The organism is Pseudolysinimonas sp., assembly GCF_044239695.1.
Taxonomy (GTDB): domain Bacteria; phylum Actinomycetota; class Actinomycetes; order Actinomycetales; family Microbacteriaceae; genus Pseudolysinimonas_A.
The window spans coordinates 1-21,881 of sequence record NZ_JBIIAW010000050.1; the positions used below are offsets into that span (position 1 = coordinate 1).

General features: G+C 70.4%; 20 protein-coding genes. 11 read left to right on the forward strand and 9 right to left on the reverse strand.

Annotation, left to right across the window (positions count from 1 at the left end):
• The coding region (locus tag ACILQS_RS09175; RefSeq protein ID WP_395639821.1) for a hypothetical protein at positions 1–696 on the reverse strand (696 nt) is incomplete at its 3' end.
• Positions 697–904: 208 nt separating this feature from the next.
• Positions 905–1,945: a ketopantoate reductase family protein gene (locus ACILQS_RS09180; RefSeq protein WP_395639822.1), complete on the reverse strand. Its 1,041-nt coding sequence runs from the start codon at positions 1,943–1,945 to the stop codon at positions 905–907.
• A 184-nt stretch (positions 1,946–2,129) separates the two neighbouring features.
• Between ACILQS_RS09180 and ACILQS_RS09185 the strand changes: the two genes are divergently transcribed.
• From ACILQS_RS09185 to ACILQS_RS09195, 3 genes are read left to right on the forward strand one after another with little or no spacing between them, the layout of a single operon-like run.
• Positions 2,130–3,587, forward strand: coding sequence for an amidohydrolase family protein (locus ACILQS_RS09185; RefSeq protein ID WP_395639823.1), 1,458 nt, complete (start codon positions 2,130–2,132; stop codon positions 3,585–3,587).
• A complete protein-coding gene (locus ACILQS_RS09190) occupies positions 3,584–3,892 on the forward strand; it encodes a Dabb family protein (protein WP_395639824.1) in 309 nt (102 codons plus the stop codon). The genes ACILQS_RS09185 and ACILQS_RS09190 overlap by 4 nt, the downstream gene beginning before the upstream one ends.
• Positions 3,889–4,959, forward strand: a complete 1,071-nt coding sequence (locus tag ACILQS_RS09195; protein WP_395639825.1) for a zinc-binding dehydrogenase — start codon at positions 3,889–3,891, stop codon at positions 4,957–4,959. Before ACILQS_RS09190 ends, ACILQS_RS09195 begins: the two co-directional genes overlap by 4 nt.
• Here ACILQS_RS09195 and ACILQS_RS09200 read toward each other — a convergent pair whose 3' ends face one another.
• Positions 4,960–5,700: a helix-turn-helix domain-containing protein gene (locus tag ACILQS_RS09200; protein ID WP_395639826.1), complete on the reverse strand. Its 741-nt coding sequence runs from the start codon at positions 5,698–5,700 to the stop codon at positions 4,960–4,962.
• A 156-nt stretch (positions 5,701–5,856) separates the two neighbouring features.
• On the opposite strand from ACILQS_RS09200, the gene ACILQS_RS09205 reads away from it, so the two are divergent.
• Positions 5,857–7,245 carry a M24 family metallopeptidase gene (locus tag ACILQS_RS09205; RefSeq protein ID WP_395639827.1) on the forward strand — a complete coding sequence of 463 codons (1,389 nt, stop codon included), beginning with the start codon at positions 5,857–5,859 and terminating at the stop codon, positions 7,243–7,245.
• 32 nt (positions 7,246–7,277) lie between these two features.
• Positions 7,278–7,985 carry an SDR family NAD(P)-dependent oxidoreductase gene (locus tag ACILQS_RS09210; protein ID WP_395639828.1) on the forward strand — a complete coding sequence of 236 codons (708 nt, stop codon included), beginning with the start codon at positions 7,278–7,280 and terminating at the stop codon, positions 7,983–7,985.
• A 72-nt stretch (positions 7,986–8,057) separates the two neighbouring features.
• Here the strand turns inward: ACILQS_RS09210 and ACILQS_RS09215 are convergent, their stop codons facing one another.
• From ACILQS_RS09215 to ACILQS_RS09230, 4 genes are read right to left on the reverse strand one after another with little or no spacing between them, the layout of a single operon-like run.
• Positions 8,058–8,936 carry an NAD(P)-dependent oxidoreductase gene (locus ACILQS_RS09215; RefSeq protein ID WP_395639829.1) on the reverse strand — a complete coding sequence of 293 codons (879 nt, stop codon included), beginning with the start codon at positions 8,934–8,936 and terminating at the stop codon, positions 8,058–8,060.
• Entirely contained in the window at positions 8,936–10,312 is a 1,377-nt protein-coding gene (locus ACILQS_RS09220; protein ID WP_395639830.1) for an NADP-dependent succinic semialdehyde dehydrogenase, read from the reverse strand. Before ACILQS_RS09220 ends, ACILQS_RS09215 begins: the two co-directional genes overlap by 1 nt.
• Positions 10,313–10,319: 7 nt before the next feature.
• Complete coding sequence (locus tag ACILQS_RS09225) at positions 10,320–10,985, reverse strand: GntR family transcriptional regulator (protein WP_395639831.1); 666 nt, start codon at positions 10,983–10,985, stop codon at positions 10,320–10,322.
• Positions 10,982–11,509 carry a VOC family protein gene (locus ACILQS_RS09230; protein WP_395639832.1) on the reverse strand — a complete coding sequence of 176 codons (528 nt, stop codon included), beginning with the start codon at positions 11,507–11,509 and terminating at the stop codon, positions 10,982–10,984. Before ACILQS_RS09230 ends, ACILQS_RS09225 begins: the two co-directional genes overlap by 4 nt.
• 93 nt (positions 11,510–11,602) lie before the next feature.
• Between ACILQS_RS09230 and ACILQS_RS09235 the strand changes: the two genes are divergently transcribed.
• The 3 genes from ACILQS_RS09235 to ACILQS_RS09245 are packed head-to-tail and all read left to right on the forward strand — an operon-like array spanning position 11,603 to position 16,059.
• Complete coding sequence (locus tag ACILQS_RS09235; protein ID WP_395639833.1) at positions 11,603–13,807, forward strand: thiamine pyrophosphate-dependent enzyme; 2,205 nt, start codon at positions 11,603–11,605, stop codon at positions 13,805–13,807.
• Entirely contained in the window at positions 13,807–15,099 is a 1,293-nt protein-coding gene (locus ACILQS_RS09240; RefSeq protein WP_395639834.1) for a dihydrolipoamide acetyltransferase family protein, read from the forward strand. The genes ACILQS_RS09235 and ACILQS_RS09240 overlap by 1 nt, the downstream gene beginning before the upstream one ends.
• An 18-nt stretch (positions 15,100–15,117) precedes the next feature.
• Positions 15,118–16,059, forward strand: a complete 942-nt coding sequence (locus ACILQS_RS09245; RefSeq protein WP_395639835.1) for an acyl-CoA thioesterase — start codon at positions 15,118–15,120, stop codon at positions 16,057–16,059.
• Between the two features lie 21 nt (positions 16,060–16,080).
• On the opposite strand, the gene ACILQS_RS09250 is transcribed toward ACILQS_RS09245, so the two are convergent.
• Entirely contained in the window at positions 16,081–16,467 is a 387-nt protein-coding gene (locus ACILQS_RS09250; RefSeq protein WP_395639836.1) for a nuclear transport factor 2 family protein, read from the reverse strand.
• Positions 16,468–16,707: 240 nt separating this feature from the next.
• Between ACILQS_RS09250 and ACILQS_RS09255 the strand changes: the two genes are divergently transcribed.
• From ACILQS_RS09255 to ACILQS_RS09265, 3 genes are read left to right on the forward strand one after another with little or no spacing between them, the layout of a single operon-like run.
• On the forward strand, positions 16,708–17,736 hold the full coding sequence (locus ACILQS_RS09255) for a sugar ABC transporter substrate-binding protein (protein WP_395639837.1): 1,029 nt from the start codon (positions 16,708–16,710) through the stop codon (positions 17,734–17,736).
• A 2-nt stretch (positions 17,737–17,738) separates the two neighbouring features.
• Complete coding sequence (locus ACILQS_RS09260) at positions 17,739–19,265, forward strand: sugar ABC transporter ATP-binding protein (protein ID WP_395639838.1); 1,527 nt, start codon at positions 17,739–17,741, stop codon at positions 19,263–19,265.
• The gene (locus tag ACILQS_RS09265) at positions 19,262–20,278 is read left to right on the forward strand and encodes an ABC transporter permease (protein WP_395639839.1); all 1,017 of its coding nucleotides are present in this window, start codon (positions 19,262–19,264) and stop codon (positions 20,276–20,278) included. The genes ACILQS_RS09260 and ACILQS_RS09265 overlap by 4 nt, the downstream gene beginning before the upstream one ends.
• Positions 20,279–20,352: 74 nt before the next feature.
• Here ACILQS_RS09265 and ACILQS_RS09270 read toward each other — a convergent pair whose 3' ends face one another.
• Positions 20,353–21,456, reverse strand: a complete 1,104-nt coding sequence (locus tag ACILQS_RS09270) for an ABC transporter ATP-binding protein (protein ID WP_395639840.1) — start codon at positions 21,454–21,456, stop codon at positions 20,353–20,355.
• Positions 21,457–21,881: the final 425 nt, after the last annotated feature.

The following is a 21,881-nucleotide window of genomic DNA, read 5'->3' on the forward strand; positions in this document are numbered from 1 at the left end:
GTCGATCTCGAGGAACAGACGACCCTCGATCTCGGCATCGACCCGGCCGACGCCGGGGACGGCGACCTGCTGGATGATGTGGAGCCCGAGGCGGCGCAGCCGGCGGACGACGATCGACTCGTACCCCGACCCGCTGCCCGCCTCCGCCGCGGCGGCGCGAACCCGGGATGCCGCGGGCTCGGCGGCGAACGCGCGCACGAGCTGCCCGTGGGCCGCGAGACCGAGATCGAGGGCCGTGTCGAGAGTCGCCAGCGCGGTCTCCTCGTCGGCCCAGGCCGCGACCTGCCGGAGAGTGTCGTCGAGGGTCGGCCGCCAGCATTCGCGTGCCGGCTCGACGTCGGCCCAATGCACGACCGATTCGCGCTCGCCGACATCCGGCTGGATGCTCTCGGCACCGCGGATCATCCTCAGCCGCGACGCGTTCGCGGGAACGACGACGTGCAGGCGCGGGTCGAATCCGGACCAGAGCCCGTAGCTCCGAGCGGCGCTCAGCCCGCCGAGCCTCCCTCCGATCCTCACCGCCACGACGGCATCCGGAGAGGCGCGCCACGTCGCGTAGTGCGCTCGGCGGATGCGGCGAATCTCGCCGCGGCGAACGGCGGCCGTGATGTCGGTGCCGCTCAGCCCGGCACCGACGATCTGGTCGCGTCGTGCGAGAGCGCCGAAGGCGTCGATGACGGCTCCGACCGAGGACATCCCCGGATCGTCGAGGCATCCTGCATCCGCTGCTCGGATGTCGTGCTGAATTGCCTAAGGATGCGCCCGATAGCGACTGGGGAGGACTTGCCCCCCGTGGGGGGCCTCTCCGTTTTCAGGAGTTCTCGTGCGAGATGTCGAGTTCTCAGGCTGCCGGGCTGACTTCTGTTGACTCCCTCAACAGATCGTCCTGAAAACAGAAAGCGGCTCAGGCTCCGGCGAGGTCGAGGATGAGGCCGAGGTTGTCGGGCCGTGGCTCGAGGGCGCCCGACTCGATCCTCCGCGCGACCTCGACGAGGGCGGCGTTGACGGGGGTCGCGACGCCGACCTTCGCCGCCTCCGCGACGACGGTGCCGTTGAGGTCGCCGGCTTCGCTGCGGCGGCCCTTCGTCCAGTCCTGCAGCACCGTCGTCGTCGCGCCGGGGCGGACGAAACCCGCGTAGAGGGTGTCGAGCATCGTCGAGACCACGGTCGCGGGGGTGGCGACATCCTCGGGTTTCAGGCCGAAGATCGGCAGCACCGGGTGACCCAGCGCGATCCCGGTGTCGAGGGCCTCCTGGCCGGAGCGCGTCATCAGCTCCCGCATGCCGGGCACGACGAGGGCGTCGGCCATCGGCAGGCCGAGAGCGGCGGTCGGGACGAGCACGCTCGCGTTGCTGACGAGCTTCATCCACTTGGCGGCGAGGATGTCGTCGACGACCGAGACGGTCCCGACGTGGCGCAGGATGTCGGCGAACGGTTGCTCGCGACCGCGGGTGGCGGGGGAGAGGCTGCCGACCGCGAACCACGAACTCTCGCGCGCCGTGTGACGGTGCACGATCCCGGGTTCGTGCATCGTCGACGAGACCTCGATGACCGTGCCGAGGGTGCGGGAGTCGCCGGCGATCGAGGCGACCTCGAGCGCCGTCATCCCGTTCTGCACCCCGGCGATGAGCCCGTCGTCGGCGAGGAGCGGCACGATGAGTTCGGTCGCCCACCGGGTGTCGTAGGCCTTCACGAGCAGGAGTACGGCGTCGAATCTCTCGCGCAGCTCGGCGACCTCGCAGAGGTGGTGCACGCGCACGGGGGTGGTCTCCACCTCGAGGCCGTCGGCGGTCTGCGTTTCGACGCGCACGCCGTTCGCCCGCATCGCGTCGACGTGCGGGGGCCACTGCTCGATCAGGGTGACGTCGAGTCCGGCCCGCGTGAGGTCGGCTCCGACGGCCGCTCCGTTCGCACCGGCACCGACGACGGCGATTCTCTCGGACACGGCGCGAGCCTAGCCGAGGACGTTCACGTCTGGTGAACGTTTTGCGCCAGGCGATCCGGATCCGGCGCGCTCGTGCCGAAAGCGGCCCGAGAGCTTGTCCGGCGCTTCACAGACGTATAGCCTCACTGAACACGGGACCACCACCCCTCGGTTCCGGCATCCACTCAACGTCGACTGGAGTCCCATGTCCAACCAGCCCCAGCCCGCCGAGTTCGCCGCGGGCCGCCCCGTCGTCTTCCGCAACGCGACCGTCATCACGATGGACTCCGCCGGAACGCTCGAGAACGCCGACGTGCTCGTCACCGGCGACACGATCACCGCCGTCGGGCACAAGCTCGAGGTCCCCGCGGACGCGCTCGAGATCGACGCGACCGGCGGCATCATCACGCCCGGTTTCATCGACACGCACCGCCACATGTGGCAGACCAACCTCCGCGGCTACGGCGGCGACTGGGCGCTCAGCCAGTACTTCGTCTTCTACTACCTCCAGCACGGCTTCGCGTTCCGCCCCGAAGACATCTACGCGGGCAACCTGCTGAGCGCCCTCGAGTCGGTCGACACCGGCGTCACGACGACCCTCGACTGGTCGCACGGCCTCCGCAGCCTCGAGCACGGCGAAGCCGCGCTGCAGGCGCTGCAGGACATCCCGGGCCGCTTCGTGTTCGCCTACGGCAACCACATGGGCAGCCCGAACGACTGGGCCACCGACCCGGCGTTCAAGAAGTTCCTCTCCGACAACATCGGCAAGCACGACCTCATCGACTTCGAGATCGCGTTCGACGTCACCGGCGCCCCCGAGTTCCCGGAGGAGGGCGGATTCAAGACGGCGCGCGAGTTCGACCTGCGGGTCACCACGCACGCGGGTGTGTGGGGCGCGACGACCGACACCTCGATCGACCAGATGTGGGATGCCGGCTACATGACCGACAAGGTCACCTATGTGCACGCGACGAGCCTCGGCGAGAGCAGCTACCAGAAGATCGCCGCGTCGGGCGGCACGGTCTCGGTCGCCACCGAGAGCGAGCAGAGCGCCGGCCAGGGCTACCCCTCGACGTGGACGATTCGCCGCCACGGCATCCCGGCGTCCCTCTCGATGGACACGAGCGTGTGGTGGAGCGCCGACTTCTTCTCGGCGATGCGCGCGACGCTCTCCGCCGACCGGTCGCGCGACCACCTCGAGGCCCACGCCAAGAACGAGACGATCGTCGCCAACCGCCTCACCGCGGGTGACGTGCTGCACATGGCCACCATGGGTGGGGCGAAGTCGATCGGACGCGAGCACGACCTCGGATCGATCACGCCCGGCAAGAAGGCCGACCTGCTGCTCATCAAGAACGACGAGTCGCCGGCGATGACGCCGATCGTCTACCCGGAGGCGCACGTCGTCTACCAGGCGGGCACCGCCGACATCCACACGGTCATGGTCAACGGCAAGGTCGTCAAGTACCAGGGTGCGCGCATCGGGCTGCCGCTCAAGCCGATCGCCGACAAGGTCGCCGCCTCGGTCGAGCACGTGCGCAGCCAGCTCGGCCCCGAGGCCTGGGCCGCGGGGATGCACCCGGAGATCGAGCGCGACGAGCCGATCCAGAACCCGTACACGTACACCGACGGTGGCGCCGCCCAGGTGCAGGCCGAATCGTGATCCTGCATCTCGTCGCGTTCACCTGGAAGGAGGGGGTGAGCGCCGACCAGGTCGCCGCGCTCACCGTCGCGCTCCAGGAGATGGCCGACGGGATCCCGGAACTCGTGTCGTACCGGTGCGGTGAGAACCTGCGGCTGCGGCCGGGGGCGGACTACGCGGTCGCCGCGATCGTCCGCGACGAGGCGGGCCTCACGGCCTACCTCGACTCCCCGGCGCACGCCGCGGTGTACGAGAACCACATGGGGAAGATGCTCGAGTCGCGCATGGCGGCTCAGCTCCCCGTACCGGAGGACGCCCACCTGTGACCCACCAGCACTACCCCGCCTCGGTCTACCGGGGTCCGAACGACATCACGTTCGAGCAGCGCGAGGTTCCCGAGCCCGGGCCCGGCGAGGTGCTCGTGCGCGTCGGAGTCTGCGGCATCTGCGGCAGCGACGCGACCGAGTACGCCCGCGGCCCGGTGCTCGCGCGGCCGCCGATGGTGCTCGGACACGAGTTCGCCGGCACGGTGGAACGCACCGGACCCGGCGTCGAGGGGTTCCCGCCCGGCGCCACCGTCGTCGCCGGCGCGGGAATCGCCTGCGGGCAGTGCAAGATGTGCAGCAGCGGCCGCACCAACCTCTGCCGGAATTACTCGACCCTCGGGTTGCAGCACGACGGCGGGCTGCAGGGCTACGTCGTCGCACCGGCGTCCACGCTGCTCGACGTCACGTCGTCGGGCCTGCCGATGGACACGCTCGGGCTCGCCCAGCCGATGTCGATCGCGGTGCACACCGTGCGCCGCAGCGGGCTGAAGGCCGGTCAGGATGCCGTCATCGTCGGTGTCGGCGGCATCGGCAGCTTCATCACGGTGGCGGCCTCGGCCGTCGGCGCGCGTGTGCTGGTGGTGGACAGGGATGCCGACCGCCTGGCCCTCGCCATGACCCTCGGCGCCCACGCCTCCCTCGTCGCGGGGGAGAGCTCCCTGACCGACCGACTCGCGGAGCTGGGGATGGAGGCCGACGTCTTCTTCGAGGTCAGCGGCAGCCGTCCGGGCATCGACTCGGTGTTCGAGGCAGCCCGCTCCGGGGCGACGATCGTGCCGGTCGGCATCCAGAAGACGCCGATCGACGTGCTCTTCTCGGAGTGGACGATGAAGGAGCTGACGATCGTCGGCACCGTCGCGCACGTGTACGGCACCGACCTGCCCGAGGCCGTGCGCCTGCTCGGCACGCGGTCCGACTGGAGCGACATCGCCGGCGAGGTCGTGCCACTCGAGGGGCTCGTCACCGACGGCCTCGAGCCGCTCGTCGACGGGTCGGCGCGGCAGATCAAGACCCTGATCGATCCGTGGGCCACGCAGGCGCGCCCGGCCGTGCACGCGAGGTCGTAGCTAGCTCAGCCGGTCCATCGCCTGGAGCACGTCGACCGCCGACGTGAGCCCGGTCTCGCCCGGCGTGCGCTCCGGAGCGGCTCCGGCGGGAGCCGGCATCGCCTGGTTGTGCTGGCGACGGCCGACGACGAACCAGATGCCGCGGGCGACCGTCGCGCCGTGGTTGGAGTACAAGTGGGGCCGCACGGAGTCGAACTGGAGCGAATCGCCGGGGCTCAGCACGTGGGTGTCGAAGTCGAGCTGGAGAGTGAGTTCGCCCTCGAGCAGGTAGGCGTACTCGATGCCCGAGTGGCGCATCAGCTTGGACTCGATCGACGACGTCGCCCCGGGCTCGTAGGTGACGAGCAGGGCATCCGCCGGGCCGCCTTCGCCGACGGCGAGACGTTCCCAGCGCACGCCGTTCTCCATCTCGAGCACGGGGTTCTCGCCGGCGCGCTGCACGGCGGGCAGCACCGGTCCGCTGTGCCCGAAGATGAGGGGTGGCTTGCCGGGGGCCGTCGGCTGGCTCGGGCCCACGCCGAGGAGTTCGTCCATCGACACCCCGAGGTGGCTGACCATCGCGTAGAGGGTGGAGACGGAGGGCTGGGTCTTGCCCGTCTCGACCTGGGAGATGAGGGATGCCGAGACGCCGAGCGACTGGGCGACACTTCGCAGGCTCAGCCCGCGTTCGAGGCGCGCCGCGCGGAGTCGCGTTCCGATGTCCGCAGTCATGGCGTTGTCGCCGGTCCCTTCTGCGGTCACAACGTTCAGTCCGGGCGGAAACCCGGTGGCCGCGCCCCGCGTAAGGCCGATGATAGTACGGGGGCCTGTTCTGAGCGTGTTCATCTATGCTAAACAGATATGCGGCCTCACTGAACGCACGAGAGTCGCAGTACGAGCCGCCGACCGGAGGATCCGATGAAGGACACCGCAACCACGGGCATGAATGCCGTCGACTGGGAGGCGAGGATCGATTTCGACCGCCTCCGTTCGCAGCGGCTGGCGCGGTTGAAGGCCGAGCTGGATCGCAGCGAGCTCGGCGCGGTGCTGGCGTTCGACTTCTCGAACATCCGCTACATGACCTCGACCCACATCGGCACCTGGGCGATGGACAAGCTGATCCGCTTCAGCCTGCTGACCCGCAACACCGATCCGATCTCGTGGGACTTCGGCTCGGCCGCCAAACACCACCAGTTGTACAACCCTTGGCTCGACCGCACGACCGCCGAGATGGATGCCGACCCGAGCGCGCCGCACGAGGGGGCGACCCGGCCGCGCCTCGAAGGCGGCGCCCGCGCCGGCATCTCGACGCTGCGCGGCGCGTTCAGCCCCGACGCCGGCATCGCCGACGAGGTCGCCGCGAAGATCAAGCGGGAGCTCGACAAGTTCGGACTCGCGAACCAGCCGCTCGGCGTCGACGTCATCGAGCTGCCGATCCTGTTCGCCCTCCAGAAGGCCGGCATCACCGTCGTCGATGGTCAGCAGGTGTTCATGGAGGCGCGACGCATCAAGACCGGTGACGAGATCCGGCTGCTCACGCAGGCCGCGTCGATGGTGGATGCCGCCTACGACGAGCTCTACCGCTTCCTGCGTCCCGGAGTGCGTGAGAACGAGGCCGTCGGTCTGGTCGCCAAGACCCTGTACGACCTCGGGTCGGAGTACGTCGAAGGGGTCAACGCGATCTCCGGCGAGCGCTGCTCGCCGCATCCGCACGTGTTCTCGGATCGCCTCATCCGTCCGGGCGACCCGGCGTTCTTCGACATCCTGCACTCCTTCAACGGCTACCGCACGTGCTACTACCGCACTTTCGCCGTCGGCTCGGCGTCGAACGCCCAGCGCGACGCCTACACGCGGGCGCGGGAGTACATGGACCACGCGATCGCCCTCGTGAAGCCCGGCGCCACGACGGCCGACATCGTGAAGGTCTGGCCGACCGCGCAGGAGTTCGGCTTCGCCGACGAAGAAGCCGCCTTCGCCCTCCAGTACGGCCACGGCGTGGGCCTGTCGATCTGGGAGAAGCCGATCTTCAGCCGTCTCGTCTCGCTCGACCACCCCGAGGTGCTCGAGGAGGGCATGGTGTTCGCCCTCGAGACCTACTGGCCCTCCGCCGACGGGTGGGGCGCCGCGCGCATCGAGGAGGAGGTCGTCGTGACGGCGACCGGCTGCGAGGTCATCACCAAGTTCCCGGCCGAAGAGCTGCTCATCGCCGGCACCCGCTACTACACGTTCGACGGCCCGATGCTCGCCGCGCGCGACGCCCAGTCCCACCTCAACACCCCCGAAGGCCGCGGCGAGACGCGGCCGTAGGCCCGCCGCCCCCTCACTTCCCAAGGAGCACCATGTCCACTCGCACGATCCTCGTCGCCGGAGGCACCTCCGGCATCGGCCTCGAACTCGCCCGCGACATCGTCGCCCGGGGCGACAGCGTCATCATCACCGGACGGGATGAGGCCCGCACGAAGGAGATCGCCGCCGGTCTCGGCCCGAACGCCTCCGGCATCGCCCTCGACATCTCCGAGCCCGAGGCGATCGCCGGGCACCTCGCCGGCGTCGGGCGGCTCGACGGTCTCGTGCTGGCCGCGATCGAACGCGACGCGAACACGGTGCGCGACTACGACATCGCGAAGGCCAAGCGGCTGGTGACGCTCAAGATGGTCGGCTACACCGAGACCGTGCACACCCTGCTCGATCGCCTCGAGCCGACCCGCGCGACCGGCATCGTGCTGTTCGGCGGCCGGGCGAAGGACGCCCCCTACCCGGGATCGACGACCGTCTCGTCGATCAACGGCGGGGTCGAGGGGATGACCCGCACCCTGGCACTCGAACTCGCGCCGATCCGCGTCAACGCGATCCACCCGGGCATCATCGGCGACAGCCCGTTCTGGGCGGGCAAGCCCGAGGGCGTGCTCGACCAGTACACCTCGCGCACCCCCGGCGGCGAGCTCGCGACGATGGCCGACATCGTGGATGCCACCCAGTTCCTGCTGCGCAACCAGGGGATCTCGGGCGAGAGCCTGCACCTCGACCGCGGCTGGCGTCTGGCGTAGCTCCGAGAGGGCTGTTTGCCCGAAATGGCCCCATCGCGCAGTGCGAAGGGGCCATTTCGGGCAAACAGCCACCTACTCCGTCGGGTAGCGACCCGTGCGGGTGATCTCGGCGACGCCCGACCAGTCGACATCCTTCAGGTCCTCGGAGGCGAGCGCGGTGTCGAAGGCGCGGCGCAGCACGGGGGCGCTCGGCAGCACGATCCCGGCCTCGGCGGCGATCGCTTCGGCGAGCCCGAGGTCTTTCGACCCGAGTGCCATCGTGAACCCCGGCGGCGTGTAGCGGCGCTCGGCGATCATCGCCCCGTAGCCGGTGTAGACCGGGCCGGGGAAGAGGGTCGAGGAGAGCAACTCGGTGAAGAGGCCGGCATCCACGTCGTTCGCCTCGACGAGGGCGACCGACTCGGCGATCGCCTGGAAGGCATGGATGATGTCGTAGTTGACGGCCGCCTTGACGACGTTGGCGATGCGCGGGTCGGCACCCACGGTCCACACCCGCTTGCCGAGGATCTCGAAGTACGGGGCGACCCGCTCGAGGTCGGCGGCGGCTCCGGCGGCGATGATGTTGAGTTCGCCGGCGGCCGCGACGGTGAACCGGCCGAGCACGGGGGCGGCGAGGTAGCCGACGCCGGCTTCCGCATGCCGCCGCGCGAGCCGCGACGCCGCGTCGGGGCTGAGGGAGGCCATCGAGACGTGCAGGCGACCGGGCTCCCCGGCGAGGTGGTCGGCCGAGAGCACGTGATCGGCGGCCTCGTCGTTGGCGAGCATCGAGAACGAGATCGGCGCGGCGAGGGCCTCCGCGGGAGTCTCCGCCGCCCGGGCCCCGGCCTCGACGAGCGGGGCGACCGCGTCGGCGGAGCGGTTCCAGACGATGACGTCGTGTCCGGCATCCACCAGGCGGCGCGCCATCTCGCGCCCCATCGTGCCGAGGCCGAGGAATCCGAGGGTGCTCATCACTTCTCCCACACGGTCTTGAGGTTGCAGAACTCGCGGATGCCGGCGGCGGCGAGTTCGCGCCCGAAGCCGGAGTTCTTGATGCCGCCGAACGGCAGCTCGGGGTAGGAGATCGTCATCCCGTTGACGAACACCGCGCCGGCCTCGATCTCGCGCTCGAACCGGTCGCGTTCGGCCGCGTCGGTCGTCCACACGCTCGACGAGAGCCCGAAGTCGGTGACGTTGGCGAGGGCGATGGCTTCGTCGGCATCCCGAACGCGGTAGACGGTCGCGACCGGGCCGAAGGTCTCCTCGAGGTGCAGGCGCATCTCGCCGGTGACACCCGTCACGACGGTCGGCGGATAGAACCAGCCGGGCCCGTCGGGAACGGTGCCGCCCACGAGGATGTCGGCGCCCTTCGCCCGCGCGTCCTCGACGAGCTCGGCCAGCTCCGCCCGCCCGCCCGCCGTCGCGATCGGACCGACCTGGGTCTGCTCGTCGAGGGGGTCGCCCATGCGCAGAGCCGACATCGCCGCCGTGAACCCGGCGAGGAACTCGTCGTAGACCGCGTCGTGCACGAGGAACCGTTTCGCCGAGATGCAGGACTGCCCGTTGTTGACGGTGCGGGCGTCGACGGCGGTGGAGATCGCCGCCCCCAGGTCGGCGCTCGGCATGACGATGAACGGGTCGGAGCCGCCGAGTTCGAGCACCGACTTCTTCACCTGGGCGGCGGCGGTCGACGCGACCGAGCGGCCCGCCGGCTCCGAGCCGGTGAGGGTGACCGCGCGCACCCGCGGGTCCTCGATGACGGCGGCGACCTCGGCCGACCCGATCAGGAGGGTGATGAACGAGCCCTCCGGGAATCCGCCGCGGGTGTACAGGGAGTCGAGGTACAGCGCCGACTGGGGCACATTCGACGCGTGCTTGAGCACGCCCGTGTTGCCGGCCATCAGCGCCGGGGCCGCGAACCGCACGACCTGCCAGAGCGGGTAGTTCCACGGCATGACGGCGAGCACGACGCCGAGCGGCTGGTAGCGCGCGACGGCCCGGGAGGCGCCGACGGCCGACGGGTCGGCGAGCGGTTCGTCGGCGAGGAAGCCCTCCGCGTGCTCGGCGTAGAACTGCATCCCCTTGGCGCACTTCTTCACCTCGGCGCGCGCGGCGCCGATCGGCTTGCCCATCTCGCGGGTGAGGATTTCGGCGAGCGGCTCGAGGTCGGCGTCGAGCAGGTCGGCGGCGGCCCGCATCCATTCGCCACGCTGGGCGAAGGTCGTGCCCTTCAGGGTCTGGAACGCCGCGGCGGCGAGCGCGAGCCGCCGCTCGACCTCGGCCGCCGAGTGCGGCTCGAAGGTCTTCTCGGTCTCGCCGGTGGCGGGGTTGACGGTCGCGATGGCCATGGGGTTCCTATCCGAAGATCTCGGGATGCCGGGCGAGCTCGAGGCGCGTCCGGCGGATATGGGCGGCGAGGGTGCGTTCGGCTTCCTCGATGTCGCCGCGCCGGAAGGCCGCGACGAGCAATTGGTGGTCGTGGTGCACGCTGCGTTCTCCGGCCGAGCGGAAGACCCGGGTGAAGGCGCGGCGGTAGTGCTGGGTGCGGTTCCAGAGCCCGAGGACGAGGTCGCCGAGCACGGCGGTGTCGGCGGCGGCGTAGCTGCCGAGGTGGAAGTCGCGGTCGAGCGCGAGGAACTGCTCGACGTCGTCGGCGGTCTCCATCGCGTCGGCGAGCGCGGCCAGACGGTCGATCGCCGACGCGCCGAGCCGCGGAACGCTGTAGGAGAGCAGCAGCGGCTCGATCCGCTCGCGGATGCGGTACAGCTCTTCGCAGTCGGCGAGGGTGAGCTTCGTCACCCACGCCCCGGTGTTCGCGACGAGGGTCAGCAAGCCCTCGGCCTCGAGCATCCGCAGGGCCTCGCGCACCGGCAGCCGGCTCGCCCCGTGGCGGTCGGCGAGGTCCTCCTGCCGGATGCGGGCGCCGGGGGCGTACTCGCCGGCGAGGATCGCGTCCCGCAGTTCGCTCGCGATCCGGGCTCCCGCCGCACCGTGGAGGGGGAGCGCGGTCACACCACTCATTCTGCCGGGTGCGCGGGATGCCAGAGCCGCACGGGCGCGCCCGCTTCGTACGCCTTGCCGTCGGGATAGCTGACGAGCTCGAACTGCATGCCCCAGGGGGAACGGAAGTACAGCCAGCGCTGGCCGGCGGAGGCTCCCGCGCTCGCGACCGGTTCGCCCATGATCTCGACGTCGTGTGCGCGGAGGTGGGCGACGGCGGCGTCGAGGTCGTCGACGTAGAGCGCGAGGTGGTGGCCGCCGATGTCGCTGTTGCGCGGCGGTCCGGCCTGTCCGTCGGCGGCGTCGTAGGCGAACACCTCGAGGTTGAGGCCCGAGGCGAGCCGGTAGAAGCGGATCTCGCGGATGACGGTGCGCGGATGCACGCCGAGCTGCGTCGTCATCCAGTCGTCGTCGGCGCGCTTCGCGCCGAGGGTGTACACCGGCACCGCGCCGAGCACGTCGACGAGGAAGCGTTCCGCCTCGTCGAGGTCGGGAACGGTGAAGCCGAAGTGGTCGGCTCCACGGAGCCCGGGCAGCCCTGCCATGTTGGATACAATAACACCCTGATCGGCGAGGGCAAGGGCATTATTTCCTCCGATCCCATTGCGATTGGATTCAATCCGGTCTAACCTGCCGCCATGCCCCAACGACGGAGTCTGCAGACCGGAACGCCCTGGGTCGAGTTGACGACCACTGCGGCCGACTGGAAGGCCGCCGATCCGGCGCTCCTCGCGACGATGCTGGGGCAACTGCACCTCATCCGGGCCTTCGAGGAGACGGTGCTCGAGCTCGCCGCCGAGAGCCTCGTGCACGGGCCGGCGCACTCCAGCATCGGCCAGGAGGGCGGCGCGGTCGGTTCGATCGTCGGCCTGCGCTCGACGGATGCCGTCAACGGGTCGCACCGCGGACACCACCAGTTCCTCGCCAAGGCGATCACGCACGTCTCGGGCGGCAGGCTCGATCTGGCGAACCTCGTGACCCCCGAGATCCGCACGGTGCTGCGCCGCACGCTCGCCGAGATCCTCGGTCTCGCCGAGGGCTACTGCCGGGGGCGCGGCGGCTCGATGCACCTCCAGTGGTTCGAGGCCGGGGCGCTCGGCACGAACGCGATCGTCGGGGGAGGGGCCGCGATGGCCGCGGGCAACGCGTGGGCGCAGAAGCACAGCGCGACCGCCGGTGACAGCGACCTGACGATCAACTTCTTCGGCGACGGCGCGAGCCAGATCGGCTCGGTGCTCGAGTCGATGAACCTCGCCGCGACGTGGAAGCTGCCCGTCGCGTTCTTCATCGAGAACAACATGTACGGCGTCTCCACCCACGTCTCGGAGATCACCGCCGACACCCGGCTGTCCGTGCGCGGGCAGGGCTTCGGCATCCCGGGCTGGCGCGTCGACGGCATGGACCCGCTCGCCGTGCACCTCGCGATGGAGGAGGCGGCCGAGCGGATGCGCGCGGGCGACGGTCCCGCGGTGATCGAGGCCGAGGTGTACCGGTTCTTCCACCAGAACGGCCCCTACCCGGGCAGCGCCTTCGGCTACCGCACGAAGGACGAGGAGCAGACCTGGCGAGCCCGTGACCCGCTGGAGCGCGTCGCCGCCGAGATGACCAAGCTCAAGCTGCTCGACGCGGCGGCGGTGCTGGCGCTGCGCGAGACGGTGCAGGCGGTCATGGCCGAGGTTGCGGGCGAGCTCGTCGAGGCCGACCCCGACAACCCGGGCACGCGTCGCATCCGCCCCGAACTGTGGCCCGACCCCGGCTTCGTCGACGTGGGCATCCGCGGCGACGCCAGCGAGCTCGCGGGGCTTCCCGCGATGCCGGCGGGCGGTGCGACGACCGACATCAAATTCGTGGATGCCGTCGCGGCCGTGATGGACCGGCGCATGGATCAGGACCCGCGCATCGTCGTGATGGGCGAGGACGTGCACCGGCTGAACGGCGGCACGAACGGCGCCACCAAGGGCCTGTGGAAGAAGTACGGGGCCGACACCCCCGGCGAGGGCCGGGTGTTGGGTACTCCCATCAGCGAGAACGCGTTCACCGGCCTCGGCGGCGGGTTGGCGTTGGACGGCCGGTTCCGGCCCGTCGTGGAGTTCATGTATCCCGACTTCATGTGGGTCGCGGCCGATCAGGTGTTCAACCAGATCGGCAAGGCGCGGCACATGTTCGGCGGCGACAACCCGGTGCCGCTCGTGCTGCGCACGAAGGTCGCGATGGGCTCGGGCTACGGGTCGCAGCACCTCATGGACCCCGCGGGGATCTTCGCGACGGCACCCGGGTGGCGCATCGTCGCCCCGTCGTCGGCGGCGGACTACGTCGGGCTGATGAACGCCGCGCTCGCCCTGCAGGACCCGGTGCTGGTGATCGAGCACGTCGACCTCTACGGCACCGCCGACACGATCCCCGAGGGCGACCTCGACTACGTGATCCCGCCCGGCACGGCCGCGATCCGCCGCGCCGGGTCGGATGTCACGGTGATCTCGTACCTGTCGATGGTCGCGCACTCGCTCGAGGCGATCGAGCAGACCGGGATCGACGGGGAGCTCATCGATCTGCGCTGGCTCGATCGAGCGTCGATCGACTGGGCGACGATCGAGGCGAGCGTGACGAAGACCAACGCGGTGCTGATCGTCGAACAGGGTGCGCAGGGCACCTCCTACGGCGGGTGGCTGGCGGATGAGATCCAGCGGAGGTTGTTCGACCACCTCGACCAGCCCGTGCAGCGGGTGACCGGCAGCGAGGCGAGTCCGAGCATCTCGAAGGTGCTGGAGCGCGCCGCGATCGCCCGGACCGAGGAGGTCGTCGCCGGCCTCGAGCGGGTGCGCGCCGGGATGGGCGGCCGCTGATGGCGAGCGTGGTGCGGATGCCGGCCGCTCTCGCCGGCGTGACCGAAGCCGCCATCCAGACCTGGGTCGCGCAGCCCGGGCAACAGGTCGCCGTCGGCGACGTCCTCGCCGAGATCGAGACCGAGAAGGCCGTCGTCGAGTACGCGGCCGAGGTCGCCGGCACCGTCGGGCGCCTGCTCGTGCCCGAGGGCGACACGATCGACGTCGGCGCGCCGATCGCCGTCATCCTCGAGGCGGGGGAGGGCGACGACGCGATCGCGCCCGCGCTCGCCGCCGCCGGTGCGCCGTCACCGACCGTGGCCCAGTCCGCCACCGTCCCCGAACCCACCGCCGCGCCCGCGGCCCCCGAACCCGAGACCGCGCCGGCGACGACGCCCGCGGCTCCTCAGCAGCCCCCGGTGGAGGCGTCGGTGGCGTCGCCTCCGCCGGGGGTGCCCTCCGGGCGGCTCGTCGCGAGTCCGATCGTGCGCCGGCTCGCCCGCGAGCGGGGCCTCGACCTCTCCGGAGTGACCGGAACCGGACCCGGCGGGAGGATCGTGCGTCGTGACCTCGACGGCCTGACCGCCGCGGCCCCGACCCCGGCGACGCCGCCTGCCGCGGGCGCAGGACCGGCCACCGGCACGCCCGAGAAGCTCTCCGGAATGCGCAAGGCGATCGCGCGACGGCTCACCGAGAGCAAGACGACGGTGCCGCACTTCTACGTCACCGCCCACTGCCGCGTCGACCGTCTCCTGGCGTTGCGCACCCAGGTGAACGAGGCCGCGCCTCGCAAGGTCAGCGTCAACGACTTCGTGCTCAAAGCCGTCGCGGGAGCCCTCGTCGAGGTGCCCGCCGCCAACGCGATCTGGGGCGGCGACCACATCCTGCGCTTCACCGGTGCCGACGTCGCGGTCGCGGTCGCCGTCGAGGGCGGGCTGCTCACGCCCGTGCTGCGCGGCGTCGACCGGATGTCGCTGCTCGAGGTCAGCCAGGTCGTCGCCGAACTCGCCGAGCGCGCCCGAGCCGGGCGTCTGCAGCAGCAGGAGCTGGAGGGCGGCAGCTTCTCGGTGTCGAACCTCGGCATGTACGGCGTCGACGAGTTCTCGGCCATCCTCAACCCGCCGCAGTCCGGCATCCTCGCGGTCGCCGCAGCCAAGCAGCAGCCCGTCGTCGACGACGGCGTGCTCGCCGTCGGCACCGTGATGACGGTGACGTTGTCGGCCGACCACCGCGTCGTCGACGGCGCCGTCGCGGCCGAATGGATGGCGGCGTTCGTGCGACGGATCGAGAATCCCGTCACCGCGCTGCTGTAGATCTGCCAGCCTGGGCGCATGGACGATCGCCTGACCCTGCGGTTCCTCGCCGCGCCGCAGGACGCGACCGTGGGGGGTGACATCGTCGCCGCCGGCAGCGTGCTCGAGTGGATCGACAAGGCGGGCTACGCGTGCGCCGTCGGCTGGAGCGGCGGGTACTGCGTCACCGCGTACGTCGGCAACGTGCACTTCAGCCGCCCGATCGCGCCAGGTGACCTCATCGAGGCGCATGCGCGCATCATCCACACCGGCCGGTCGAGCATGCAGGTGCTCGTCGTGATCGACGCCGCGGACGTCGAGACCCGTGAGTACGCGCGCGCCACCCACTGCCTGCTGGTCTTCGTGGCGGTCGACGGTGAGGGCAGGCCCCGCGAGGTGCCCGCCTGGGCGCCGCGCACCGACGACGAGCGCGCGTTGCACGAGAACGCCGAGGAGCGGCTGGAGGCGCGGCGCCAGATCCGCGATGCGATGCTCGCGCAGCAGTACACGGATGCGGGCACCACGCCGCGCACGACGTTCCGGTTCCTGGCTGCCCCCGCCGTCGTCAACTGGGGCGGGAACGCCCACGGCGGCACCGTGATGCGCTGGATCGAGGAGACCGCGTTCGCCTGCGCCGCGAGCTGGTCGTCGGACCGCGCGGTCGCGGTCTACTCGGGCGGGATCCACTTCTTCCGGCCGATCCGGATCGGGCACCTCGTCGAACTCGACGCCCGACTCATCCACACCGGGCCGCACAGCCTGCATGTCGCAGTGCACGTGCGGTCGGCACCGCCCACCGACCCGGGCGCGATGGCGGCGACGACCCAGTGCATGTCGGTGTTCGTCGACCGCGGCGACGACGGACGAGCCGCCCCGGTTCGCCCGCTCGTGCTGCGCAGCGACGAGGACCGGCGGTTGGATGCCCACGCGCTCGACCTCATCGAGGCGCGGGCACGGCTCGCTCCGCTCGTCCTCGACTGAGTCCTCGCCCGAGCTGCTGGCTCAGACGCCCCAGCCCGCCGGTGGGGTGCGGCGGCCCTCGCCGAAGTGCCAGTACTCGCGCAGCTCGCGGCACAGGCCGTTCTCGTCGAAAACGAGCCAGAACTCGCCGGCGAGTGTCACTTCGACGCCGCCGTTGCGGAGGGTGACCCACCACTCGACGGCCGCCCGGTCGCCGACGGTGAGGGGGGTGCCGGAGCGGAACTCGATGTCCTCCTGGGTCGCCGTCACCCTGGCCCAGTAGTCGCGCACGCCGTCGCGGCCGACGAACGGTTCGGCGTAGGGCTCCTCGCGATAGCTGGCGTCCTCCGTGAACAGCGCGGCGGCGGCATCCGGGTCGCGCGTCTCCCACGCGACGCGGTATCCGTCGAGCCACTGGGTGGTCGTCATGCCCATGGTGGTGCTCCCTCGCACTAGTTCAGTCCGACTACACATTGCCGGGTTGTCAGCGCGCGCGCAATCCTCGAGTTCGGTGGCAACTGACACACTTGCGCTCCCAGGAAACAATTGCGCCTCAATGCTCCCGAACACTTCAGGCAAAGCGCACAGCCGTGTACAGTGCCACTGAAAGGCAACCTCCCGACCGAAGCGGATCGGGGGTTCCGGCCCGATTTCAAAGGAGAAGTCAGCATGAGGCATTCACGTTCCGCGGCGATCAGCCGCTTCGCCCTCGTGGCGGGAGTCGCCACCGCGGCCCTCGCACTCGCGGGCTGCCAGGCTCCGGCCGAGAGCGGCGGCGGTGAGGAGGAGACCCTCCAGATCGCCTACATCTCGTTCGCCGTCGCCAACACCTACGACGAGCCGATGCTCGCCGAGGCGCAGCGCGTCGCCGACGAGAACAACGCCGAGCTCACCGTCTTCGACGGCAACCTCGACCCGAGCCTCCAGGCCACGCTGATCCAGGACGTCGTCGCGTCGGGCCAGTACGACGGAATGATCGTGCAGCCGATCTACGGCCCGGCGATCCTCGACGCGGTACAGGGCGCGCTCGACGCGGGCATCACCGTGGTGAACATCGACCAGATCCTGGGCGACGACTTCACGAGCGGCGCGACCCAGCTCGAGGGGCTGTCGGCGAACGTCGTGTTCGTCGGCTCGATCCTCGGCCAGAAGTTCGGTGAGCAGGCCGTCGAGGCGTGTGCGTCGAAGAACCTCGACCCGTGCAACGTCGCCTACCTCCACGACCTCAAGACCTCCGCGGTGAGCATCGCGCTGTGGGATGCCTTCAACGAGGTCACCGCGGGAACCCCGGTGACGGTCGTCGCCGAGGGCGAGACCTTCTGGAACCCGGCTGCGGCCCAGACCGCCGTCGCCGACATCCTGACCGCCAACCCGGACATCGACGCGATCGTCACGTCGGACCAGGGCCTCCAGGGTGCCGCGCTCGCGATCGAGGCCGCCGGGATGTCGATGAGCGACTTCCTGCTCGTCGGCTACGGAGGATCGGTGTGGGGTCAGGAGCACGTCGCCGACGGCAGCGTGTTCTCCGACGTGCTGATGGCTCCCGCCACGACGGGCCGCCTGGGCATGGAGGCGCTCATCGACGCGCTGCGCAACGGCAACGACCACGGCGACGTCGACCCGTTCGCGGACTTCCCGAACAACGGCGTCATCACGCAGGACACGGCCGACCAGTTCACCGGCGAGTGGGCCGGATAACAGTGCCGACTGATTCGGTCGCCGGCACCCCGCAGCTCCTCATCGAGCTGCGGGGTGTCGGCAAGTCCTTCGGCGGCCTGCCGGTCCTGACCGACATCGATCTGCGTCTCGAGCCGGGCTCGGTGCACGCCCTGGTCGGTGAGAACGGGGCGGGCAAGTCGACGCTCAGCAAGATCATCGCCGGGATCTACAGCGCCGACACCGGCGCCCTCCTGGTGGACGGGGAGGAGACGAGCTTCGGGACCCCGCGCGAGGCCCTCGACCGCGGGATCGCCGCGATCGCCCAGGAACTCGCCCTCGTGCCCGGGCTCTCCGTCGCCGAGAACGTCTTCCTCGGACGCGAGCCGCGCACCCTGGGGTGGGTGAACCGCCGCAAGCTCCGCAAGGCGTACCTCGCGCTGGCGCAACGCACCGGATTCACCCTCGACCCGGACACCCTCGTCGGCGCGCTACGGACCGCCGACCAGCAGAAGGTCGAGATCCTCCGCGCCCTCGCGCGCGGGGCCTCGCTCATCATCATGGATGAGCCGACCGCCGCGCTCTCCGCGCACGACACCGAGCTGCTGCACGGCGTCGTGCGCCAGCTGGCCGCGTCCGGGCACACGGTTCTGCTGATCTCGCACTTCCTGGCGGAGGTGCTCGAGCTGTGCGATACCGTCACGATCCTCCGCGACGGACACCTGATCCGCACGGCACCGGCCGCGCAGGAGACCGAGGCCACCCTGATCGAGGGGATGCTCGGCCGCACACTCGGCTCGGTCTTCCCGCCGAAGCCTCCGGCGCCGACGGGCGGCGACGACGTGCTCACCGTGCGCGATCTCGTCGCTCCCGGGGTCAACGGCGTCTCGCTGTCGATCAAGCCCGGCGAGATCGTCGGGCTCGCCGGACTGGTCGGAGCCGGACGCAGCGAGATCGCGCACGCCGTGTACGGCGCGGTGCGTCGCTACGGCGGCCGCGTCGAGGTGTCGGGGGTCGAATGCGGGCCCACCGTGCCCGCGGCGCTGAGCCAGGGGATCTTCCTGATCCCCGAGTCGCGCAAGGAGCAGGGACTCGTGCTCGGTCGGCCGATCCGGCAGAACGTCACCCTCTCCAACCTCGGCGAACTCGCGCCCGGCGGCTGGGTGCGCACCGCGCGCGAGCGTCGCCAGGCCCGGGAGATCCTGACGCGGGTGACCGTCGCGGGCGACGACCGCCGGAACGTCGCGGCCCTGTCGGGCGGCAACCAGCAGAAGGTGCTGTTCGCGCGCGCACTCCAGCGCCCCCGCAAGGTACTCATCGCCGACGAGCCCACCCGGGGCGTCGACGTCGGGTCGCGGCGCGCGATCTACGACCTCATCGTCGAGCAGGCCGCCCAGGGCATCGGCGTCCTGGTCATCTCCTCCGACGTCGAGGAGGTGCTCGGCCTCGCGCATCGCATCCTCGTGGTGCGCGGCGGGCGGATCGTGGGCGAGTTCGCCGGCGACGAGATGACCGAAGAGAACATCATCACCGCGGCCTTCGCGGACCCCATCACGAACGAGGACGCATGAGCGACACCATCGGCATCAAGATCATCGACGTCGCGGCGTCGCCGAGCCCCTGGCAGCGGGTGCCGTGGCGTTCGATCGCCATCGTCGTGCCGTTCCTGGCGGTGTTCATCGCCCTGTCGATCGGCAGCCCGGCGTTCCTCGGGCCGCAGAACATCGGCAACGTGCTCGATCGGCAGGCGGGCATCCTCATCGTCGCCGCGGCGAGCACGCTGGTGATCATCGCCGGCGGCATCGACCTGTCGATCGGCGCCACCTACATGTTCACGGCGGTGATCTGCGGAACGGTCATCATCAAGGTCGGCGGCGAAGCCGGCGCCGGGTTCGGCATCGCCGCGGGGGTGCTCGCGGGTCTGCTCGTCGGCCTCGCCAACGGCGTGATCATCACCTATCTGAAGATCAATCCGCTGATCGCGACCCTGGCGATGAGCTTCATCATCCTGGGTGCGACGAAACTGGTGTCGCAGTTCGGCAAGCAGGGGGTCGGGCAGATCCGCGTCGACTTCCCCGAGTTCCGCTGGCTCGCCACCACCAAGCCGCTCGGCGTCTCGTTGCCGACCTGGATCGCGTTCGTGATCATCGTGATCCTCGCGATCGTGCTGTGGCGCACGACCTTCGGGCGCTACGTCTACGCCGCGGGCGGCAACGCCGAGGCGGCCCGGCTGGCCGGCATCCGGGTGAACCTCGTGCGCATCTCGACCTTCGCCCTCACCGGTCTGGCGGCGGGCGTCGCGGGCGTGCTCGACCTCGCACGAACACCATCCGTGCCTGAGAACGACGCGATCGCGACGACACTCACCTTCACGGTGCTCGCGGGCATCGTCGTCGGCGGCACGTCGATCCTCGGCGGCGAGGGTGCGGTGTGGCGCACCGTGCTCGGCATCCTGTTCATCGCGATGCTCTACAACGGGTTCACGCTGCTGCGGATCGACCCGTTGTTCCAGGGGATCGCGCTCGGCACGATCATCCTCGTCGCGGTCGGGTTCGACGCCTGGTCGAAGTTCCGGCGCCGGTAGTCGCGCGGAACGGAAACGGCCCCGCCCCCTCCTGGAGGGCGGGGCCGTTCTCGTGGAGCGGGTCTCGTGAAGGACTAGGCCTTCGAGGCGACGACCGGCTTCGACAGGCGCTCGCCGGTCTCGACGTCGAACGCGTGGATGTGCGCCGGCGTCGGGGTGACGACGATCTTGTCGCCGGGGTTCGGGTGGTTGCGGCCGTCGACGCGCACGACGATCTCGACCCGCGAGCCGTCGAGGTCGGTGTGGCCGTAGAGGTAGCCGTCGGCGCCGAGCTCCTCGACGACGTCGACGTCGACCGGCAGGCCCGTGCCCGACGTGGCGATCGTGAGGTCCTCGGGGCGGACGCCGATCGTGACCTTCTTGGCCTTCGTGCCGGCGGTGACCTCGCGCTCGACCTTCGCCGTGGCGGTGCCGAACTTCAGGCCGCCGTCGACGATGTCGGCGTCGAACAGGTTCATCGCGGGGCTGCCGATGAAGCCGGCGACGAACACGTTCTGCGGGTTCTCGTAGAGGTCGCGCGGGGTGCCGACCTGCTGCAGGACGCCGTCCTTGAGCACCGCGATGCGGTCACCCATCGTGAGGGCCTCGGTCTGGTCGTGCGTGACGTAGACGGTGGTGACGCCGAGGCGACGCTGCAGCGACGCGATCTGCGTGCGGGTCTGCACGCGCAGCTTCGCGTCGAGGTTCGACAGCGGCTCGTCCATGAGGAACACCTGCGGCTGACGCACGATCGCCCGGCCCATCGCGACGCGCTGACGCTGACCGCCGGAGAGCGCCTTCGGCTTGCGGCCGAGGTAGGGCTCCAGGTCGAGCAGCTTCGCCGCCTCGAGCACGCGCTCGGCGCGCTCCTCCTTGTTGACGCCGGCGATCTTGAGCGCGAAGCCCATGTTCTCGGCGACCGTCATGTGCGGGTACAGCGCGTAGTTCTGGAACACCATCGCGATGTCGCGATCCTTCGGCGGCACGTCGGTGATGTCGCGGTCGCCGATGAGGATGCGGCCGGAGTTGACCTCTTCGAGGCCGGCGAGCATGCGGAGGGTGGTGGACTTGCCGCATCCCGAGGGTCCGACGAGGACGAGGAACTCGCCGTCGGCGACCTCCAGGTCGATCTGGTCGACCGCGGGGCGGGTGGAGCCGGGGTAGACCCGGCTGGCCTTGTCGAAAGTGACAGTTGCCATGGTGAACGTACTTCCCTTCATCGGCGGTACGTGCCGAACGATCCGTTGTGAATGGGTGAACTGCCACGTGCGTCGTCGGACGCGGCACCCCCGATTATGGCACAGGCGAGACCGGCGGATTCAGCCGGCATCCGGCGGCCTCCCAGTGTGGGACCCTACGCTCGTCCCGGCGCTTGATGCCTCGCCGCGGTTGCCCGTGGTCCGCCGAGTGCAGTACCTTGGCGCCGCCTGTACCCCTAGAACAGGGCCCACCCGATCGAGGATCCATGAGTGAATCGCGCGAGGCCGCGCGGGAGCGCGCACGCGAACTCCGCGCCGCGCACGCGAAGCGTGATCGCCGACGTCGGCTCGGCGTCATCGCCGGCATCGGCGGAGGCATCGTGGCCGCCGCCCTGATCATCACCGTCGTGCTCGTCACGTCGATG

What these genes read in the sequence shown, in the direction of transcription:
- ACILQS_RS09185 (WP_395639823.1), top strand. Translation starts at nt 2,130, where the DNA reads ATGTCCAACCAGCCCCAGCCCGCCGAGTTCGCCGCGGGCCGCCCCGTC.
- ACILQS_RS09205 (WP_395639827.1), top strand. Translation starts at nt 5,857, where the DNA reads ATGAAGGACACCGCAACCACGGGCATGAATGCCGTCGACTGGGAGGCG.
- ACILQS_RS09210 (WP_395639828.1), top strand. Translation starts at nt 7,278, where the DNA reads ATGTCCACTCGCACGATCCTCGTCGCCGGAGGCACCTCCGGCATCGGC.
- ACILQS_RS09215 (WP_395639829.1), bottom strand. Translation starts at nt 8,936, where the DNA reads ATGAGCACCCTCGGATTCCTCGGCCTCGGCACGATGGGGCGCGAGATG.
- ACILQS_RS09220 (WP_395639830.1), bottom strand. Translation starts at nt 10,312, where the DNA reads ATGGCCATCGCGACCGTCAACCCCGCCACCGGCGAGACCGAGAAGACC.
- ACILQS_RS09225 (WP_395639831.1), bottom strand. Translation starts at nt 10,985, where the DNA reads ATGAGTGGTGTGACCGCGCTCCCCCTCCACGGTGCGGCGGGAGCCCGG.
- ACILQS_RS09230 (WP_395639832.1), bottom strand. Translation starts at nt 11,509, where the DNA reads ATGGCAGGGCTGCCCGGGCTCCGTGGAGCCGACCACTTCGGCTTCACC.
- ACILQS_RS09235 (WP_395639833.1), top strand. Translation starts at nt 11,603, where the DNA reads ATGCCCCAACGACGGAGTCTGCAGACCGGAACGCCCTGGGTCGAGTTG.
- ACILQS_RS09240 (WP_395639834.1), top strand. Translation starts at nt 13,807, where the DNA reads ATGGCGAGCGTGGTGCGGATGCCGGCCGCTCTCGCCGGCGTGACCGAA.
- ACILQS_RS09245 (WP_395639835.1), top strand. Translation starts at nt 15,118, where the DNA reads ATGGACGATCGCCTGACCCTGCGGTTCCTCGCCGCGCCGCAGGACGCG.
- ACILQS_RS09250 (WP_395639836.1), bottom strand. Translation starts at nt 16,467, where the DNA reads ATGACGACCACCCAGTGGCTCGACGGATACCGCGTCGCGTGGGAGACG.
- ACILQS_RS09255 (WP_395639837.1), top strand. Translation starts at nt 16,708, where the DNA reads ATGAGGCATTCACGTTCCGCGGCGATCAGCCGCTTCGCCCTCGTGGCG.
- ACILQS_RS09265 (WP_395639839.1), top strand. Translation starts at nt 19,262, where the DNA reads ATGAGCGACACCATCGGCATCAAGATCATCGACGTCGCGGCGTCGCCG.
- ACILQS_RS09270 (WP_395639840.1), bottom strand. Translation starts at nt 21,456, where the DNA reads ATGGCAACTGTCACTTTCGACAAGGCCAGCCGGGTCTACCCCGGCTCC.